The sequence below is a fragment of the Pseudomonas sp. PDM14 genome (assembly GCF_014851905.1).
In the GTDB taxonomy this organism is placed as follows: domain Bacteria; phylum Pseudomonadota; class Gammaproteobacteria; order Pseudomonadales; family Pseudomonadaceae; genus Aquipseudomonas.
On sequence record NZ_JACVAQ010000002.1, the window covers coordinates 1,498,534 to 1,516,086 of the forward strand.

The 17,553-nt window shown below is 62.8% G+C and carries 18 protein-coding genes, 1 tRNA gene and 1 pseudogene; 10 read left to right on the forward strand and 10 right to left on the reverse strand.

The features are described 5' to 3' along the window. Positions 1 to 12: 12 nt before the first annotated feature. From IB229_RS19495 to IB229_RS19520, 6 genes are all read left to right on the forward strand, one after another. Positions 13 to 954: a ribose-phosphate pyrophosphokinase gene (locus tag IB229_RS19495; RefSeq protein WP_192331547.1), complete on the forward strand. Its 942-nt coding sequence runs from the start codon at positions 13 to 15 to the stop codon at positions 952 to 954. Positions 955 to 1,073: 119 nt separating this feature from the next. After that, positions 1,074 to 1,682: a 50S ribosomal protein L25/general stress protein Ctc gene (locus IB229_RS19500; protein ID WP_192331548.1), complete on the forward strand. Its 609-nt coding sequence runs from the start codon at positions 1,074 to 1,076 to the stop codon at positions 1,680 to 1,682. A gap of 71 nt (positions 1,683 to 1,753) precedes the next feature. Next, positions 1,754 to 2,344, forward strand: a complete 591-nt coding sequence (gene pth, locus IB229_RS19505) for an aminoacyl-tRNA hydrolase (protein ID WP_192331549.1) — start codon at positions 1,754 to 1,756, stop codon at positions 2,342 to 2,344. Between the two features lie 33 nt (positions 2,345 to 2,377). Then, positions 2,378 to 3,478: a redox-regulated ATPase YchF gene (gene ychF, locus IB229_RS19510; RefSeq protein ID WP_192331550.1), complete on the forward strand. Its 1,101-nt coding sequence runs from the start codon at positions 2,378 to 2,380 to the stop codon at positions 3,476 to 3,478. An 80-nt stretch (positions 3,479 to 3,558) separates the two neighbouring features. Further along, positions 3,559 to 3,635, forward strand: a tRNA-Met gene (locus IB229_RS19515). Positions 3,636 to 3,727: 92 nt separating this feature from the next. Next, complete coding sequence (locus IB229_RS19520; RefSeq protein WP_192331551.1) at positions 3,728 to 4,012, forward strand: hypothetical protein; 285 nt, start codon at positions 3,728 to 3,730, stop codon at positions 4,010 to 4,012. Between the two features lie 4 nt (positions 4,013 to 4,016). On the opposite strand, the gene IB229_RS19525 is transcribed toward IB229_RS19520, so the two are convergent. The 4 genes and pseudogenes from IB229_RS19525 to IB229_RS19540 all read right to left on the reverse strand — a co-directional run bounded on the left by IB229_RS19525 (position 4,017) and on the right by IB229_RS19540 (position 6,172). Beyond that, positions 4,017 to 4,436, reverse strand: a complete 420-nt coding sequence (locus tag IB229_RS19525) for a type II toxin-antitoxin system VapC family toxin (protein ID WP_192331552.1) — start codon at positions 4,434 to 4,436, stop codon at positions 4,017 to 4,019. Continuing rightward, positions 4,433 to 4,678 (reverse strand): FitA-like ribbon-helix-helix domain-containing protein, encoded by a 246-nt coding sequence (locus IB229_RS19530; protein ID WP_192331553.1) that lies wholly within the window; start codon positions 4,676 to 4,678, stop codon positions 4,433 to 4,435. The genes IB229_RS19525 and IB229_RS19530 overlap by 4 nt, the downstream gene beginning before the upstream one ends. 69 nt (positions 4,679 to 4,747) lie before the next feature. Next, positions 4,748 to 5,652 (reverse strand): annotated as a pseudogene (locus IB229_RS19535) (tyrosine-type recombinase/integrase); the annotation flags it as partial. Positions 5,653 to 5,752: 100 nt separating this feature from the next. After that, positions 5,753 to 6,172 (reverse strand): DUF4124 domain-containing protein, encoded by a 420-nt coding sequence (locus tag IB229_RS19540; protein ID WP_192331554.1) that lies wholly within the window; start codon positions 6,170 to 6,172, stop codon positions 5,753 to 5,755. A gap of 233 nt (positions 6,173 to 6,405) precedes the next feature. Between IB229_RS19540 and IB229_RS19545 the strand changes: the two genes are divergently transcribed. After that, on the forward strand, positions 6,406 to 6,612 hold the full coding sequence (locus tag IB229_RS19545) for a hypothetical protein (RefSeq protein ID WP_192331555.1): 207 nt from the start codon (positions 6,406 to 6,408) through the stop codon (positions 6,610 to 6,612). Positions 6,613 to 6,671: 59 nt separating this feature from the next. Here the strand turns inward: IB229_RS19545 and IB229_RS19550 are convergent, their stop codons facing one another. The 4 genes from IB229_RS19550 to IB229_RS19565 are packed head-to-tail and all read right to left on the reverse strand — an operon-like array spanning position 6,672 to position 9,539. Then, on the reverse strand, positions 6,672 to 7,595 hold the full coding sequence (locus IB229_RS19550) for a DMT family transporter (RefSeq protein WP_192331556.1): 924 nt from the start codon (positions 7,593 to 7,595) through the stop codon (positions 6,672 to 6,674). 7 nt (positions 7,596 to 7,602) lie between these two features. Continuing rightward, positions 7,603 to 8,238: a carbonate dehydratase gene (gene can / locus IB229_RS19555; protein ID WP_192331557.1), complete on the reverse strand. Its 636-nt coding sequence runs from the start codon at positions 8,236 to 8,238 to the stop codon at positions 7,603 to 7,605. 60 nt (positions 8,239 to 8,298) lie between these two features. Continuing rightward, complete coding sequence (gene rimI, locus IB229_RS19560) at positions 8,299 to 8,751, reverse strand: ribosomal protein S18-alanine N-acetyltransferase (protein ID WP_192331558.1); 453 nt, start codon at positions 8,749 to 8,751, stop codon at positions 8,299 to 8,301. After that, on the reverse strand, positions 8,748 to 9,539 hold the full coding sequence (locus tag IB229_RS19565; protein WP_192331559.1) for an energy transducer TonB: 792 nt from the start codon (positions 9,537 to 9,539) through the stop codon (positions 8,748 to 8,750). Before IB229_RS19565 ends, rimI begins: the two co-directional genes overlap by 4 nt. A 219-nt stretch (positions 9,540 to 9,758) precedes the next feature. Between IB229_RS19565 and mksB the strand changes: the two genes are divergently transcribed. Genes mksB through mksF form a run of 3 tightly spaced genes read left to right on the forward strand, consistent with a single transcriptional unit; the run spans position 9,759 to position 14,526 of the window. Beyond that, a complete protein-coding gene (gene mksB / locus IB229_RS19570; RefSeq protein ID WP_192331560.1) occupies positions 9,759 to 11,009 on the forward strand; it encodes an Mks condensin complex protein MksB in 1,251 nt (416 codons plus the stop codon). Continuing rightward, positions 11,006 to 11,710 (forward strand): Mks condensin complex protein MksE, encoded by a 705-nt coding sequence (gene mksE, locus IB229_RS19575; protein ID WP_192331561.1) that lies wholly within the window; start codon positions 11,006 to 11,008, stop codon positions 11,708 to 11,710. The genes mksB and mksE overlap by 4 nt, the downstream gene beginning before the upstream one ends. Further along, on the forward strand, positions 11,707 to 14,526 hold the full coding sequence (gene mksF / locus IB229_RS19580; RefSeq protein WP_192331562.1) for an Mks condensin complex protein MksF: 2,820 nt from the start codon (positions 11,707 to 11,709) through the stop codon (positions 14,524 to 14,526). Before mksE ends, mksF begins: the two co-directional genes overlap by 4 nt. Before the next feature lie 62 nt (positions 14,527 to 14,588). Here mksF and IB229_RS19585 read toward each other — a convergent pair whose 3' ends face one another. Together IB229_RS19585 and IB229_RS19590 are read right to left on the reverse strand one after the other, a co-directional pair. Then, positions 14,589 to 14,897, reverse strand: a complete 309-nt coding sequence (locus IB229_RS19585) for a PepSY domain-containing protein (protein ID WP_192331563.1) — start codon at positions 14,895 to 14,897, stop codon at positions 14,589 to 14,591. 70 nt (positions 14,898 to 14,967) lie between these two features. Then, complete coding sequence (locus tag IB229_RS19590) at positions 14,968 to 17,268, reverse strand: PqiB family protein (protein ID WP_192331564.1); 2,301 nt, start codon at positions 17,266 to 17,268, stop codon at positions 14,968 to 14,970. Positions 17,269 to 17,553: the final 285 nt, after the last annotated feature.

Sequence of the window (17,553 nt, forward strand, 5' to 3'; positions counted from 1 at the left end):
CAGGTACTGCGCGTGTCCAAGATGATGGTCTTCACGGGGAATGCCAACCCCGACCTGGCGCGCCGCATCGTGCGCCAATTGCACATCCCCCTCGGTGACGCCTCCGTGGCCAAATTTTCCGATGGCGAGATCAGTGCTGAAATCAATGAGAACGTCCGCGGTAAAGACGTCTTCATCATTCAGCCGACCTGTGCACCTACCAACGACAACCTGATGGAACTGGTGGTGATGGCCGATGCCTTCCGCCGCTCCTCGGCGACTCGTATCACCGCCGTGATCCCCTACTTCGGCTATGCCCGCCAGGACCGCCGCCCGCGCTCCGCTCGCGTGGCCATCAGCGCCAAAGTCGTGGCCGACATGCTCACCGTGGTCGGTATCGACCGCGTACTGACCGTCGACCTGCACGCCGACCAGATTCAAGGCTTCTTTGATATCCCGGTAGATAACATCTACGGCTCCCCGGTTCTGGTGGACGACATCGAAGATCAGCGTTTCGACAATCTCATGATCGTCTCCCCGGACATCGGTGGCGTTGTGCGCGCACGCGCCGTGGCCAAGTCCCTGGGCGTCGATCTGGCGATCATCGACAAGCGTCGCGAGAAAGCCAACCACTCCGAAGTGATGCACATCATCGGTGACGTGGAAGGCCGCACCTGCGTACTGGTCGATGACATGGTCGACACCGCCGGCACCCTCTGCCATGCCGCCAAGGCACTGAAAGAGCACGGCGCGTCCAAGGTCTTCGCCTACGCCACGCACCCGGTTCTGTCCGGCCGCGCGATCGAAAACATCGAAAACTCCGTGCTGGACGCACTGGTGGTGACCAACACCATCCCGCTGTCCGCCGCGGCACAAGCCTGCGCCCGTATCCGTCAACTGGACATGGCCCCGGTAGTGGCTGAAGCGGTTCGCCGCATCAGCAATGAGGAATCGATCAGCGCGATGTTCCGCTGAGGCAACCGCCTCGACGACACGCCTGATCTCAATGCCCCGCCTCGTGCGGGGCTTTTTGCCCAACCGTCCGCACGCTGGTCGCAAGCGTAGAGGCGGTTTGGTTATTTTGGAGAAATGCAATGACTGAGTTTGCCCTGAATGCCACCGTGCGTTCCGACCTGGGGAAAGGTGCGAGCCGCCGCCTGCGTCGTAACGAAGCCCTGGTTCCTGCCGTAGTCTACGGTGGCGAGAAAGCCCCGCAATCCATCAGCCTGCTGGCCAAAGATCTGGCCAAGCTGCTGGAAAACGAAGCTGCCTTCAGCCACGTACTGTCCCTGGACGTCGCTGGCGCCAAGGAATCCGTACTGATCAAGGCCCTGCAACGTCACCCGGCCAAAGGTTTCGTGCTGCACGCTGACTTCGTTCGCGTCGTCGCTGGCCAGAAACTGACCGCTCACGTACCCCTGCACTTCATCAACCAGGAATCCTCGGTTGGCGTGAAGCAGCAAGGCGGCGAAGTCTCCCACACCATCGCTGAAGTTGAAGTTTCCTGCCTGCCGAAAGACCTGCCGGAATTCATCAACGTCGATCTGGCTAAAGTGGAAGTCGGCCAAATCGTTCACCTGTCCGACCTGACCCTGCCGAAAGGCATCGAGCTGGTTGCACTGGCGCACGGTAACGACCTGGCAGTGGCCAACATCCACGCCTCCCGCGTTGCCAAAGACGAAGAAGAAGGCGCCGCCGAGTAATCCACTCGCATCGCCGGAAAACAGCCCAGCCGCCACCACGGCTGGGCTTTTCCATATAAAGGGCTCCCGTCATGACTGCCGTACAACTGATCGTTGGCCTGGGTAATCCCGGCCCCGAATACGACCAGACCCGGCACAATGCAGGGGCCCTTTTCGTTGAGCGCCTGGCCTCCCAGCAAGGTGCCAACCTCAGCGTTGATCGCAAGTATTTCGGCCTGGTCGGCAAGTTCAGCCACCAGGGTCGCGACGTTCGCCTGCTCATCCCCACCACCTTCATGAACCGCAGCGGCCAGGCCGTGGCGGCGTTGGCGAATTTCTTCCGCATTGCGCCGGAAGCCATTCTGGTGGCGCACGACGAACTCGACATGCCGCCCGGTGTTGCCAAGCTCAAACTGGGCGGCGGGCACGGCGGGCACAACGGGCTGCGCGACATCATCGCCCAGCTCGGCAATCAGAATAACTTCCACCGCCTGCGGCTCGGCATCGGCCACCCCGGGCACGCCAGCATGGTCTCCAACTTCGTCCTCGGCCGCGCTCCGCGCAGCGAACAGGAACTGCTGGACGCCAGCATCGACTTCGCCCTCGGCGTCGTCCCCGAGATGCTCGCTGGCGACTGGACCAAGGCCATGCAGAAGCTGCACAGCCAGAAAGCCACCTCCTAACTCTTTACCGCCATATCGCGCGAGGGACACACCATGGGATTCAACTGCGGCATCGTCGGCCTGCCCAACGTCGGCAAGTCCACCCTGTTCAACGCCCTCACCAAATCCGGTATCGCGGCAGAGAACTTCCCCTTCTGCACCATCGAGCCGAATAGCGGCATCGTGCCGATGCCTGACGCGCGCCTGGCTGCACTGGCGGAGATCGTCAAACCCGAGCGCATCATGCCGACCACCATGGAGTTCGTCGACATCGCCGGCCTGGTCGAAGGCGCCTCCAAAGGTGAAGGCCTGGGCAACAAGTTCCTCGCCAACATCCGCGAGACCGACGCCATTGCCCACGTCGTGCGCTGCTTCCAGGACGACAACGTGATCCACGTTGCCAACAGCGTCGACCCCAAGCGCGACATCGAGATCATCGACCTCGAACTGATCTTCGCCGACCTCGACAGCTGCGAGAAGCAGCTGCAGAAAGTCAGCCGCAACGCCAAGGGTGGCGACAAGGAGGCCGTCGCGCAGAAGGCCCTGCTCGAGAAGCTCATCCCGCACTTCACCGAAGGCAAACCAGCGCGCACCCTGCTGCGCACCCTGGGCGATGACGAGAAGCAACTGGTACGTGGCTTCCACCTGCTCACCAGCAAGCCGGTGATGTACATCGCCAACGTCGCCGAAGATGGCTTCGAGGGCAACCCGCTGCTCGACGTGGTCAAGGCCATCGCCGACGCCGAAGGCGCGATCGTCGTGCCCGTATGCAACAAGATCGAAGCGGAAATCGCCGAACTCGACGACGGCGAAGAGAAGGACATGTTCCTCGAAGCCCTAGGCCTCGAAGAACCCGGCCTGAACCGCGTGATCCGCGCCGGCTACGAGCTACTCAACCTGCAGACCTACTTCACCGCCGGCGTGAAAGAAGTACGCGCCTGGACCGTCAAGGTCGGCGCGACCGCCCCGCAAGCCGCCGCCGTAATCCACACCGACTTCGAAAAAGGCTTCATCCGCGCGGAGGTCGTCGCCTATGACGACTTCATCCAGTACAAGGGCGAAGGCGGCGCCAAGGAGGCCGGCAAGTGGCGCCTGGAAGGCAAGGAGTACATCGTCAAGGACGGCGACGTCATGCACTTCCGCTTCAACGTCTAAGCACTTGATCGCGCGCAGAAAAACTCCCGGAACAAGGCTTGACAGCCCTCCCTCCACCGAGAATAATGCGCGCCTCAAACGGCTACGTAGCTCAGTTGGTTAGAGCACGGCATTCATAATGCTGGGGTCCGGGGTTCAAGTCCCTGCGTAGCCACCAAACAAAACAAAGGCTTACCTTCGGGTAGGCCTTTGTTGTTTCTGGGGTAGTGACTACGGCTTGCCCACACCTCTCGAAATGGCAGGATGCCAATGAAAAAAATCGCCATATTCCTCTTCTGGGTAAGCCTCTCGTTTGGAGTGCTTGGATGGCTGGCCCTGACTGGGCTATCAGCTGATTGCTACTTTTCCTCCAAAGCCGATCAAAGCGACGCGACTCGTTGCTATGCAATAGCGCTCACATTAAGCAGCTTGCTGTTTTTTACTGCAGTAGCGTTATCAGCCATTGCATATCTATGGCTTCCGTTTAAAAAGCAGCGTTTAACTGTTTTCATCGTTATTCTTCCAGGCGTGTTTTTACTCACGCACCTCTTTTGAGAACTCAGGCTTCCCAAGGGTTGACCAGGGAAACGTCCAAGGACTCGAAGTGGCGAGTATTGCGGGTGGCAATTACAGCCCCATGCAGCCGACCAATAGCTGCGATCTGCATATCTGCCATATCGACCGCCCTGCCCTTGCTTTCACTGTCAGCAGCCATCGCGGCATAGTGCCCGGCAGCCTGCTCATCAAACGACATAATGGCTCCGGCAAAATCCTGCTCAAACATCGCCGCAGCCATTTCCAGAAGGCTTGCCTTGCGCTTCCCCTCTGGCAAACGAGCGATGCCATAGAGGATTTCTGCGACGGTGATCGAGCAAATCACGAACTCACTCGACGGTTGCGCATCGACCCAGGACAGCACTTGCGGATCAGGCTTGGCACGCATCAGCTCCGACAGCACATTGGTATCAAGCAGGATCATTCATCGAAGCTCGCAGCGCGGGGCTTGTTCTGACACTCCGGCAATTCCAGATCCGCCCCGCCCGATGTAGCAAAGCGATTATGGATACGGCTGCCCAGCCCACCTTTTGAGCTCATGCGCGAAAGAGCCTGACGAATGATCACCCTCGCCTCTTCTTCCATCGAGCGGCCGTGACTGGCAGCCACAACACGAAGCTGAGCCTTGAGGTCATCATCCAGGTTACGAATAGTGATGCTGGCCATAAAGCCCTCCAAACGCTATCAATGCAATCATTGATAGCATACAAGTTACTTGCTCACATGCATACATGTTCACTCGTAACAGCCAGCCCGAGCTGGGCAATGGGGGGACAGGCGTAATGCTGACTGCAGGTGCTTAGGGGACAGATGCGCGTAACGCATTGTCATGGCGATGGATCCGCTGCAGGGTAAGAATGTCCCCTCCTCCCATCGTGTAGTGACTGCCGAAGATGTGACGCAGGATGTGGGTTAGCTGCCCTGGGGTATCGAGGGCACAACGCTTGTAGGCACTTCGGAACGCCGCTCGGCACGACATGAACAGCCTGCCACTGCCGGCATGAACACCTTAAACGCAGCTTCTTCGACCTCCATCGGAATCGGCACCGACCGCGATTGGCGATTCTTCGTCCGGTGGAAATGTGCTTTACCCCCCCGAAGATCGCATTTCGCTGGATCGTCTCGGCTTCATCCCAACGCACACCCGTTGCCAGACAGAGTAGGGCCACTGGATAGGTGTGGTTGTTGGTCGACTTGCGACATTCATCCAGCAGCAAGCCGACCTGATCCGGCGTCAAAAATGACAGCTCGGTCTGGTCCGTTTTGATCTGACGGATCTTCGCTAACGGGTGGAGCCGGACCACGCACCCAAGCGGATCAGCTCGGAGAAGACGGCCGACAGATAACGCTGTTCATGGTTGACCGCCTGCGGTGCGGCATCTTTTAACCGCCACTGCCGGTAGCGAGCCCATGCCAGCGCATCGAACTCGGAAGCACGCGGATTACCCAGCATTTCGACCACGGCCAGCGTGCAAGACAGGTGATGCTTTTCATCCTTCGAGCAACCGTGCAGGGAGTGCCACCAGATCCGCGAGACGGTCATCAAACGATCTGCCAGTCTGGTTCAGAATGGCGAAGAAGTCCGACTCGTAACGCTGAGCAGCCGTCTTCGCGAGAAAGCCTTTCTTACGGATACGCCGACTTCCCAAAGAGCGAGGGAAGCGTCTAGGGCCTTTGAAATTACGAGTGCTACGTCGGGCAATCACAGCCCTACGCAATCGGCCAAAACTAAGCGGCGATCTATCGAGCGCGAGGCGCGCTGATGTCTTTGCCGTAGAGGCCAGAGTTACGCACGGCATTTCGTGCGTCCTGCAATCGCCGAGCCTCTCTGTCTTCAGCTGCTTTTTGCGCCTCGGCTGCCAGCTTTTGCCTGCGCTCTTGCATAGCGTTTTGCGCGGCAATATCTCGACTACGCGCCTGCTCTCGCTGCCTCTGAGCTCGGCGTTCGTCCAGGCCCCTCTGAGTGTTTTCAAGCTGAGTCTGGTCTTGCTGCACGAAACTACCCTGCTTGACTTGAACCTCCTGCGCGTCCACCACGGTGTCAGGCTTCACATTGGAGAAGTGCTGTTTGCCATTCTCGTCCGTCCATTTGTAGATCTCGCCGAAAGAGGCGGTAGAGAGGAGCGCCGTCAGGAGGAGTACACAGGTCTTGGCTTTCAATTTTTCAGTCCTTTGAGGGTCGAGGTAACCACCGTTGAATCGATATTACACAGCCTCAAGAGATGCTGACTACACAGCTGGTCTTTCTGGAAAGCCCTGAATCGTGTGTTTGAAGAGCCCCTGGAGGCCGCGCGTCACGGGCACATGGGCACTCTCTGGCGAAAGGCCTAACGAGCCCAACATCAGCCAGGCATAATCCTCACCCCTGCTCCACCCGCCGCCGAGGCTTTGCCATGAGAGATGACTTTTCCAATCTGCGCGCCGAGCGTGATGAACCGGCACGGTATCGCGACACCTATAGCCCGCCGCCCAAGCGCCAGGGCAACCTGACGCTGCAGATCGCACTGGGTATCTGGCTCGGTGGCGTGGCGCTGGGGATCACCGGCTTCATCGCCAGCCTGCTGCTGGCCACGTTCGGCATGACCATTCAGCTGCCGTAGACAGACATCCGACCAGCACCTATCGCGGCGATCAGCACACAGCCTTGAGAGCAGCAACTTCAGGCCGACCGTTTGCCCAGCCAGTTGGGCAGTAGCAAGCCAGCGAATATCAGCGCGCCGCCGAGCCAGTGATAGGGCTGCAAGCCTTCGTCGAGCAATAGCCAGCCGAGCACGGCGGTGAACAGCGGCATCAGGTAATTGCTCATCGATGCGCGCGCCGCGCCGAGCACTGCCACGCCGCGGTTCCACAGGAAGTAGGCCAGCAGCGAGGCGAAGAGCCCGGTGTAGCCGATTGCCGCCAGGTTGCCAGGGGTTAGCGCCAGGCGCGCGCCACCGGCCAGCTCCATCAGGTACAACGGCAACAGCATCGGCACGCCGCAGAAAATCATCGCGCCCAACAGAACGATCCCAGGCACCTCGGCGAAGTACCTGGCCCAACGGCGCAACAGCAGGGTGTAGAGCGCCCAGTCGACCACCGCCACCAGCATCAGCAAGTCGCCCGGATTGAAGCTCAGCCCCACCAGTGCAGACCAACTGCCGCGTGTCAGCAGTAGCAGCAGACCGGCGCTCGCCACCAGCATGCCCAGCCAGGCGCGGGACGCCGGCCACTCGCCCAGGAGCAGGCCGGCGCCAACGTAGGCAGCCAGCGGCAGGCAGGTGTTGACCAGAGTGATATTGAGCGCAACGGTGCTGTGCGCGGCGCTGTAGAGAAAGCTGTTGTAGCCGCAGATGCCCAGCGCCGAGACCACCAGCAGGCGCCATCCGGCATCCCGCAGTACGGCACGGTGTCGCCATAGCGGCAGGGCAATGAACGGCAGCAGCACGAGTAGCGCCAGGCACCAGCGCCAGAAGGCCAGGGTAAACGGCGCGATGCTGTCGCTTAAGGCACGGGCGATGAGCGCGTTGCCGGCCCAGCACAGGTTGCCCAGCGCCAGGCCCAGCCAGGCGACCAGGAGGGCCGAGCGCTGCGGCGTGTTCGTCACGCGCGCTTCAGACCGGGCGCAGACGGTATTGCGGCGGCAGCTGTTCGAGGCCGCTGACCGTCACGTTGAGGTTCTTCCAGCGACCATCCTTGATGCCGTAAATGCAGCCATGCACGGACAACTCCTGGCCGCGGTGCCAGGCGTTCTGCACGATGGTGGTGTGGCTGACGTTGGCCACCTGCTGGATCACGTTGAGCTCGCACATGCGGTCCACGCGCTCCTCGTCGCTGGCGAACTGGGCGAGGTGCTCGCGCTGCTCGTAGTACAGGTCGCGGATGGTCCGTAGCCAGCCGTCGATCAGACCCAGCTGCACGTCCTGCATGGCCGCGCGCACACCACCGCAGCCGTAGTGGCCGGTGACCAGGATGTGTTTGACCTTGAGCACGTCGACGGCGTACTGCACCACGGACAGGCAGTTGAGATCGGTGTGCAGCACCACGTTGGCGACGTTGCGGTGGACGAAGATATCGCCCGGCAGCAGGCCGACGATTTCGTTGGCCGGCACCCGGGCATCGGAACAGCCGATCCAGAGGAATTCGGGCGTTTGCTGCTTGGCCAGCTTGGCGAAGAACTGCGGATCGTCTTCCTTGACCGCCTCGGCCCAGCGCGCGTTGTTCTCGAACAGCTGCTGTAGGTCACTCATGGTTCATCTCCCGCAGGGTGCCGACCGTGGCCAAGCGCCGTGAATGCCGCGCCAGGTGGTTCAATCGATCAGGGTACAGGCCATCACCAGCGCATCCTCGCGCCCACCAGGTGCCGGGTAGTAGTCGCGGCGCCGGCCGATTTCGTTGAAACCGTAGTGCTCGTACAGGCGATAGGCCGACTGGTTGCTGGCGCGAACCTCGAGGAAACATTCGCCGGCCTTCATCGCGTAGGCACGGCGCATCAGGTGTTCGAGCAGTTGCAGGCCGTAGCCCTTACCCTGGCTCTGCGGGTGCACGGTGATATTGAGCAGATGGGCCTCGTCGATGATCACCTGGATCACACCGTGGCCAACCTGCTCCTCGCCGGCGAGCATCACCCAGCAGTCGTAGGACTTGAGCCCATCGGCGAACAGGTTGCGATTCCACGGATGGCTGAAGGCAGCGGCCTCGACCTGCACCACGCGGTCAAGGTCCGCCTCGGTCATCGGGCGGAAGCTGATGGCACCACTCATACGCTCGGCTTCCAGCGCTGCATGATCCGACGCATGGCCTGCCACAGCTCGCGCTTGCGCTCCGGCTCGTCCATCAGCAGCTCCAGGCCGGGCAACGCCCAGGCCGGGCCGAGGCCGCCGATGTTCAGCTCGCGGTTATAAGCCTGCTCATCCGCCTCGCCGGCGAAACGCACCGCCGGCAGGCCGATCAGCCACAGGCAGGCGCACGGCTGGCTTTCCAACTGGCCAGCCAGTACGCCCTGCACGTAATCGCGGGCGGCATCCGGGCCCTGGTCAAGGTTGCCACGCGACAACAGTGGCCAGCCGATCGGTGAGCCATCGCCAACCTGTTGCGGGCTGTCCGGCAGGCCGGCGGCGCGCAGCAGGTCTTTCAATAGTAGATAGGCCGGGTCGCGGCTCTGGAAGGATTCGCCGGTAGGCAGCTCGACCAGCACGGCGCAGTCACCGGCGCGCAACAGCTGCAGGGCGAAGCGCGGCGGCGCGACGGGCGCAGCCTTGGTCGGCTCGGCAGGCTCGGCTTCATCCACAACCGGTGCGGCCTTGGCCAGCGGCCGAGGCATCTGCACCGTAGGGCGGGGCACCTCGATGGTCGGCCGCGCGGGAGTGATCGCCTCACGCACCACCGGCGCCTCCGCGACAGCGGTGACCTCGACGGGCAGCGCCTCCTCGACCGGCGGCTGCAGCAGTTCGGCACGCGACGGGGCGGCAAACGGCAGCACATGGCGCGGCAGCCAGCTCACCACCTGCATGGCGGTCAGATAGGCGCGGCGACGGGTTTCTTCGATCAAGACTGAGAGTTCCTGTGGGCGGGCAACGACCCGCACTGATGGCCGGGAATTGTGGCTTGAATCGGCGTTGCGGGAAAGGCCGAAGGCCGTTTCGACACCCGGTCGGCTTGCCCGCGACCTTTGCAGTACAATTCGCCGCCGTTGAACATGTTGATGATCTCGCGAGTTTGCGCCAGACGAGGCGCGGCAGATCATATATGCAGCCTGCAGGATGCCCCGATGATTGACCCCAAGCGCGTATTGCGCGCCCTCGCCGAGCACTGGACGCTACTCGAGCCGCTGTGCGAGCGCTTCGACGCCGGCACCCTGAGCCTGGTCGAGCTGCGCAACCAGCTCGGCGCCCAGTTGCCCGAGGGCAGCCCCGCCGACATCACCGCCCTGCTCGACCAGTGGATTCGCCTGGATATCCTGGTGCCGGTGGCCAAGAGCCCCAACCGCTTCGAGCTGAACGCGCAGATCCACGACTTCCTCGCCTACCTGCGCCGTGAGCATCGCCTCGGCCTGTGCCTGGAGATCGAAGCCTACCTGCGCCACCTGGAACGCCTGGCCGGCTATATCCAGGATGCCTTCGAAGTGCGCGACGGCAACGACCTCGCCCGCCAGCTGCGCCTGCTCGATATGCGCGTGCGCGATGTGCTGAAGAAGCTCGGCAATGACGAACAGGCACTGATCGGCGTGGCCGAACGGGCCAAGACCAGCGACCGGCAGATCCCGCTGCGCCAGCGCTACGCCGAAGTGCTGGCGACCTGGGACGAATACGTCGAACCGATGATCCAGCTGGTGGCCGCCGACGGCGCCTTCGAGCAGGGCGTACGCCGCGTCGAGCAGGTGCTGCTCAAGCTGCTCGGCGAACAACAACGTCTCGGCCAACTGGTCGACGACGACCTGCTGCTGCGCACCCACGCGCGCATCCTGGAAATGCAGACCACCGCCCAGCTGACCCTGCGCAAGGCCCGCGAGCTGTTGCTGCCACTGCGCGAGGAAGCGCGACGACACAACGCCGTGACCCGTGGTGCGGCGCTGGCCCTGGCGGCGATCCGCAAGAAGGGCCTGGACGCCGTGCCGCAGGCCTCGCTGCCGCTGCACACGCGTCCACAAAGCACCTTCCTCGGCACCGCCTCGCAGGTCGAGGCCTACGTCTACGCCCTCGCCCGCTTCGAGCCCAAGCCGTCGCAGTTCCCCAAGGCCAGCACCACGCGCAAGGGCGAGCCGCAACGTGCACCACGCACCGCGCGGGAGATGATCGAGCGCTGCGAACAGGCCCTGCCGCTGCCGGACCTGATGGGCTGGCTGCTGGAGCAGGAGCCCACCGGCGCCACCGACGAATTGCTCTACTGGTTCTCGCGCCTGTCCCGCGACAGCCGCTTCCAGCGTGAGCGCCTCGAGCGCCGCGACTACCTCACCCGCGAGCATCAGGTCAGCCTGAGCTCCTACGCCCTGATCAAGCCGGCCGGGACCACCACTGCATGAATATCGACCTGAAAGAACTGACCCAGCTGGCGCCGATCTTCCGCGAGCTGTTCAAGGGCTACCACATCAGCCGCCGCGACCCGGAGCTGTACACCCAGCTGTCCAACCTGCAGGACCAGTATCGCGCGCTGTTCAAGTCGCTCGGCTACGAGCTGACCTGCGACACCCGCGGCTTCTACTACTTCGTCCCCGAGCAGATGGGTGCGCAGGTGAACAAGACTGCCCAGCGCCTGGCGCTGTTCACCTTCATCCTGGTCGAGCACCTCGCCGACCAGGGCCGCGACCCGCTGGCCGTGCTTGATGGCGGCAGCCTCGGCCGCGACGAGCTGCCGCCGCTGCTGGAGAAGTACAAGGACCTGTTCCTGCAGGCCGAAGTCACCACCCAGGAGGAACTGGAAGAGAAGGTCATGCGCCGCCTGACCCAGCTCGGCTTCGCCAGCGAAGACAACGGTATCTACCGCTTCCTCGCGCCGATGCACCGCTTCCTCGACGTGTGCCTGGCCGTGCAGCAGGACCGCGACCTCGCCGCCAGCCTGCACAGCACCCTGCCGCTGCCGACGCCGGTACTGGTCGCCGATGAGGCCGAAGACGACATCGTCATCATCGAGCCCGTCGCCGAAGCCGCTGTAGAAGAAAGCGAAGAAGACGCCCTGGCCCGCGCCATGGCCGAAGAACGTGAAGCCCAGGAGATCGACGCATGAGCCAGGAACGCTACGGCATCCGCCGCTTCGCCCTGCTGAACACCGCCGGCTACAGCCTCGGCCTGTTCCCGTTGGAAAACCCGCTGTCGGTATACGGCGCCAACAACCTGGGTAAATCGGCGTCGATCAACGCCCTGCAGTTCCCGATCCTGGCGCGCATGTCCGACATGAGCTTCGGCAAGTACAGCCTGGAAGCCTCGCGCAAGTTCTACTTCGCCAGCGACACCAGCTATATCCTCGTCGAAGTGTCCCTGCCCCACGGCCCACACGTGATCGGCGTGGCCGGTCGCGGTCCGGGTGGCGGCTTCGGTCACCAGTTCTTCGCCTACCAGGGCGAGCTGGACCTGCAGCACTACCAGAGCAACGGCACCTGCCTGCGCCAGCGCGAGCTGTTCAACAACCTCGGCCAGGCCGGCATCGTCGCCTATGAGCTCAAGCCGGAAGAGCTGCGCCGCCTGCTGGTTGGCGGGCATACGTCGATTCCGCTGGACCTGACCCTGATCCCGCTGCGCTCCACCAGCGAGCAGAGCCTGAAGACCTTCCGTGCGCTGTTCATCAACCTGCTGCACATGCGCGAGATTACCGCGGCCAAGCTCAAGCAGCTGTTCCTCGATGCCTTCGAGCACAGCCTGCGCTCGGGCAGCGTCGACTATATCGCCGCCACCGAAGAAGCCTTCCGCGACGTGCGCCGCATGGAGCAGGACTACCAGGCGCTGGTCACCGCCGGCCCGCTGATCGAAGCGCTGTCCGCCGGCGTGGCCCAGCGCGAAGTGCTGCGCGGCAAGCTGCATCGCCTGTCGCCGCTGCTGGATAACCTGCTCGGCACCTGGCAGGACTACTCCGGCGCGCGCCGCGACGAACTGCTGGCCCAGCACGAGCACTACCGCGCCGAGCAGGACGGCCTGCAACATGAACAGCGCGGCGGCACCCAGGAACTGATGCGCCTGGAGCGCGAGATCAGCGAAATCCAGCGCTGGATGGGCGAACTGGCGGTGCTGAAGAATCGCTTCGCCCTGGTCGACGATGTGAAGGTGCTGGAAGCCCAGCTGCTCGCCGCCAAAGACGCCCACGACGAACTGGCCGGCGCCCTGGCGCAGTCGCGGCAGTTCTCCGCCGAGGATCTGGACGAACGCCTGCGCGACCTGGAGAAACGCCTGAAGTCGGTCAAGCAGCAGCTCGACCACGCCGACAACAACAGCTACTCGCGCCTGCGCGAGGAGTTCAGCCAGGCCGATGTCGACCGCCTGATGCGCCTGTTCAACGGCCAGCTGTTCAGCCTGCCGCTGGGCGAGAAAGGCATCCAGGCCGAGGGTGAGGATTGGGTCAAGGCCATCGAAGCGGTTCTGGATCGCTTCAAGGGCGAGCTGTTCAGCGTGCCCGGCCTGACCATCGACCTCTCGCACATCGAGCCGCCGGCCCTGCAGGCCCTGGCCGACCGCGCCGCCCTGCGCGATCAGCGTGATCGCCTGGAACGCGAGCTCAAGCAACTCAAGACCCAGCAGGCGGTGGCCGCCGACCGCGCAGCGAGCAAGGCCCAGGCCGAGCAGCTGTACAAGGACGTGCTGGACGCACAGAAGGCGCTGGAAGACTTCCGCCGCTGCCAGGCCCTGTCCGCCGAAGACGCCAGCAAGCTGGAGCAACTGGCGCAGCTGGAAGCCGCCCAGGACGAACTCAAGCGCGCTTCGGACGCCTTCACCGAGCGCGTGCAGCAGCTGTCCGCCAAGCTGCAGCTGGTCGGCCGCCAACTGGCCGATCTGGAAGCCAAGCAGCGTACCCTGGAAGACGCCCTGCGCCGGCGCCAGCTGCTGCCGGCCGACCTGCCGTTCGGCACGCCGTTCATGGACCCGGTCGACGATTCGCTGGACAACCTGCAACCGCTGCTCAACGACTACCAGGACAGCTGGCAGGCGCTGCAGCGCATCGATGGGCAAATCGAGGCACTGTACGCCCAGGTACGCCTGAAAGGCGTGGCCAAGTTCGACAGCGAGGACGACGTCGAGCGCCGCCTGCACCTGCTGGTCAACGCCTACGCGCACCGCCAGGACGAGGCCCTCACGCTGGCCAAGGCGCGCCGTGCGGCGGTCACCGATATCGCCCGGACCCTGCGCAATATCCGCAGCGACTACGACAACCTGGAACACCAGCTGGCCCTGTTCAACCGCGAGATCAACAAGCGTCAGGTGTCCAACCTGGAGAGCTTCCGCATCGTCCTCGCGCCGAACAAGGACGCGCTCAAGCATATCGACCAGATCATCCACAGCGCCGGCCAGTACGAGGAAGGCGAGACCCTGTCGGTGTTCGACCTGCAGCAGAGCGGTGATCAGGACGCGAAGAACGAGGAAGCCAAGGAGTACCTGGCGCGCCTGGTGGCGGCCAACCACAACCAGCTGGGTCTCAAGGACCTGTTCGAGCTGGCCTTCGAAATCACCAAGGTCGGCGGTCAACCGGTGATGCATACCGACATCGACGGCGCGGCGTCCAACGGCACGACCATGACCATCAAGGCGCTGACCAACATGTACCTGCTGCTGCACCTGATGGACCGCGAGCAGGCCGGCAAGGTACGCCTGCCCTACTACCTCGACGAGGCGGCGGACATCGACGAGCGCAACCAGCAGGCGCTGATCGAGACCAGCCTGCAGCTCGGCTTCGTGCCGATCCTCGCCTCGGTCAAACCACAGGTCTCGGCTACCGTGGCCATCGACCTGGAGGGCGGCAGCGGGCCGAACGGCATCTACATCGACGAGGCCGACTGGAAGTACATCAAGCGCCGCGAAACAGTGAGGGCTGCCGAGCCGGAGCAGGAACCGGCGTAAGCCTCGTCATGCAGAAACGACAAGGGCCGCTCATGCGGCCCTTTCGTTATCCAGCGGGATGATCAGTTGTCCTGCTGATCCTTGAGGATCTGCCCGTTGGTGGCATCCAGCTCCAGGTCCCACTGCAAGCCCTGGGCGTCACGCAGTTCGACCTGGTAGATGTAGCGGCCGTATTCCTCTTCCAGTTCGGTCTCCTCGACCTTGCTGCCGGGGTGTTTGGCGATGGCCGCGGCATTAAGCTTCTCGAAGCTCTGGATGGTGCCGGCGTCGCGCAGTTTCAGCGCCTCGTCCGGCCCCAGGTCACGTGCCTGGGCAATACCGGCGGTGGCAGCGAGCGTGGTGATGGCGAAGAGTGCAGTCAGCTTGTTCATGGGTGTTACTCCGTAGTGGGTTTCGACAGGGCCCAAGATACCGACCCCGACTTAACTCAAACTGAACAGGCTATTTCGCCAGAACGATCTTCGGCGCCCACTTCAACCACTCCTCGTTGACCTCCTCGTTCAGCGCGAAGGTCTGCCCCGGTTGAGCCGGCCCGCCCATCTGCGGATTGTTCGGCGTGGCGAAAGCGATGCCACCCTCGAGCAGAGCCTCCAGGGACTCGGTGCGGACCTTCAGGCCTTTGAACAATCCGGCGTCGACACCGATGCCACTGGCATTCCAGAAGCGGCTGCCGCTGCGCACCAGAGGCGCATAGCGCGGCTCGATCAGCACATGCACGAGCACGCGGTCAGAGGTCTGTCCCAGCTCGAAGTGAGTGACCTTGCCCACCGGCACCTCGCGGTAGCTGACCACCACCCCCGGCTTGATCGAGCCCCGGCGCGCAGTGCTCAGGACGACCTTCAGCCCCGCCTCGCTGACTTCTTCCGCCGGCACCTGCTTGCGCGCTTCGAAATAGCTTTGCGGCTTGGCGCCTTTCGGCCCCGGCAGCACCTCGAGGTACTGGCCGCTGACCAGCGTGCCCAGATTCGCGGTGCGCACCAGGCCCAGCTCGGGCTTGACCACCCAGAACGCACTGCCGGCACTGGCAACCCGTCCTGCCGCCTTGGTGATGCGTGCAGTGAGAACCACCGCTTGCAGGTCGTCCGTGAGCTCGACCGTCTCGACCTTGCCCACCTCGAGTCCCTTGTAGCGGATCGGCGTGCCCGGATTCAGGCCATCCGCCGTGGCGACCTTGATCTTGATCTCGGTGCCTTCCTGCAAGGCGCTTTCACGGTTGTCGTGCAGGGTGAAGCGCTGGATCTTGCGCTCAACGGGCGCCTTCATGTTCGGTGTCTCGAATGCCACGCCTCCTGCAAGCAGGCTCTGCAACGATTCGCTCTGCACCTCGATCCCGGACAGGCCGCCACTCAGGCGAATACCACTCGCACTCCAGAAGCGCGTAGAGCTGTTCACCAGGTTGGCGTACTCCGGCTCGATATGCGCGCCCAGTACCACACGTTTCTGATCGCGGGAGAACTGGTAACTCTGAATACTACCGACCTTGACCTTGCGATACAGAATCGGGCTGCCAACCTCCAGCGAATTCAGTGTGTCGCTGAACAACACCAGGTGCATGCCGGGGGCGCCCAGGTCGAGCGGTGGTGCCTTGGCCCGGGCAATGAAGTCGCGCTTCGGCGGCGCATTCTTCTCACCGGGACGAATCGCGATGTAGTTGCCTTTGACCAATGCCTCCAGGCCGGTGATACCCGCGAGGGAAATCGATGGCCGCACCACCCAGAAGTCGGTGCCTTCCACCAGATAGTCCTCGGTACGCGGGTCGAGCATCAGCTCGGCGGTGGCACCACTGAGGTCCTCGTTGATCTTGAAGGTCTTCAGGCTGCCGACCTGAACGCCCTTGTACATCACCGGGGTGCGCCCGGCCTCCAGACCATCGAACTCATTGAGCTTGATCGTCGCCTTGATACCGGCCTGAGCGGCATCGTAGTCGTCGTAAAGGCGAAACGGCAGGCTGGGGTCGGTTGGCGGACTGTCCTTGCGGTGCTCGGGCGTGGAGAAGGCAATGCCGCCCGCCACGATGCTGGTCAGCGACTCGGTACGAACCTTGACGCCGGAGAGCCCTGCATCGATCGACACGCCGCTGGCGTTCCAGAAACGCGTGTGCTTGCGCACCAGATCGGCGAACTCCGGCTGAATGAACACCTTGACCTCGACAATGTTCTGGTCGGCGGAGAGTGCATAGCTCTTCACCCTGCCCACTTGGATCTGCTTGTAGAACACCGGGCTGTCGCGGTTCAGCGAGCCCAGGCGATCAGCCTTGAGCGTCAGGTGCAGGCCGGGAATGGTATCCGCCAACGGGGGCTCTGAACTCAGTGCAACAAACTTGCGAGTAGGCTCGCCATCGCCAGGGCTAACAGTGATGTAATTGCCGGATACCAGCGTTTCCAGGCCCGTGATACCGGCCAGCGACACGCTTGGCTTGACCAGCCAGAAGCGTGTATTGGTGCGCAGATGCGGCTCTACGCGCTTGTCGACTTCAATGGTGGCGCGTACGCCGCGCTGGCTGCCCTTGTCGTCGAGCTCCATGCCGGTGACCTTGCCAATCGGCATGCCTTTGTAAATCAACTCGGTCTTGTTGACCTGAATGCCCTCCCCGCTGGGGAAGAACACCTCGATCTCGATCCCCGCCTGGTCATAGGCCCGCCATGCCAACCACCCGCCGATCAGCAGAGCAATCAGCGGCAGTATCCAGATAGCTGACCAACTGGTGGTGCGACGAGTTGAAGCTGTTTTCAGCTCGGTCATGATCGAGATCAGACTCCATTCCGTAACAGACGACTGAAGCCCCGCCTGTATGCGGGATGCTCTTCAGCCAAGACGATAGTTGCCCGGCGTAAATATCGTGCACGGGCAGGTCCACGAGTAGACCAACAAGCCCGCTGCGCTGCAAGCGCACCTGAGCTCTTAGGTTACAAAGGTGCGAGTAAGGTTCAGCGTGCTGGTAGGCTCGATTGCCTGTTGAGATTTTCCATCGCCCAAAGCCAAACCCCCAACCCGATTTCTCGGATTGGGGGTTTGGGGATAGGAGCT

Coding starts and splice junctions, on each gene's coding strand:
- IB229_RS19585 (WP_192331563.1), bottom strand. CDS start 14,897: ATGAACAAGCTGACTGCACTCTTCGCCATCACCACGCTCGCTGCCACC.
- IB229_RS19590 (WP_192331564.1), bottom strand. CDS start 17,268: ATGACCGAGCTGAAAACAGCTTCAACTCGTCGCACCACCAGTTGGTCA.
- IB229_RS19525 (WP_192331552.1), bottom strand. CDS start 4,436: ATGATCCTGCTTGATACCAATGTGCTGTCGGAGCTGATGCGTGCCAAG.
- IB229_RS19545 (WP_192331555.1), top strand. CDS start 6,406: ATGAGAGATGACTTTTCCAATCTGCGCGCCGAGCGTGATGAACCGGCA.
- mksE (WP_192331561.1), top strand. CDS start 11,006: ATGAATATCGACCTGAAAGAACTGACCCAGCTGGCGCCGATCTTCCGC.
- IB229_RS19500 (WP_192331548.1), top strand. CDS start 1,074: ATGACTGAGTTTGCCCTGAATGCCACCGTGCGTTCCGACCTGGGGAAA.
- mksF (WP_192331562.1), top strand. CDS start 11,707: ATGAGCCAGGAACGCTACGGCATCCGCCGCTTCGCCCTGCTGAACACC.
- can (WP_192331557.1), bottom strand. CDS start 8,238: ATGAGTGACCTACAGCAGCTGTTCGAGAACAACGCGCGCTGGGCCGAG.
- pth (WP_192331549.1), top strand. CDS start 1,754: ATGACTGCCGTACAACTGATCGTTGGCCTGGGTAATCCCGGCCCCGAA.
- rimI (WP_192331558.1), bottom strand. CDS start 8,751: ATGAGTGGTGCCATCAGCTTCCGCCCGATGACCGAGGCGGACCTTGAC.
- IB229_RS19520 (WP_192331551.1), top strand. CDS start 3,728: ATGAAAAAAATCGCCATATTCCTCTTCTGGGTAAGCCTCTCGTTTGGA.
- mksB (WP_192331560.1), top strand. CDS start 9,759: ATGATTGACCCCAAGCGCGTATTGCGCGCCCTCGCCGAGCACTGGACG.
- ychF (WP_192331550.1), top strand. CDS start 2,378: ATGGGATTCAACTGCGGCATCGTCGGCCTGCCCAACGTCGGCAAGTCC.
- IB229_RS19530 (WP_192331553.1), bottom strand. CDS start 4,678: ATGGCCAGCATCACTATTCGTAACCTGGATGATGACCTCAAGGCTCAG.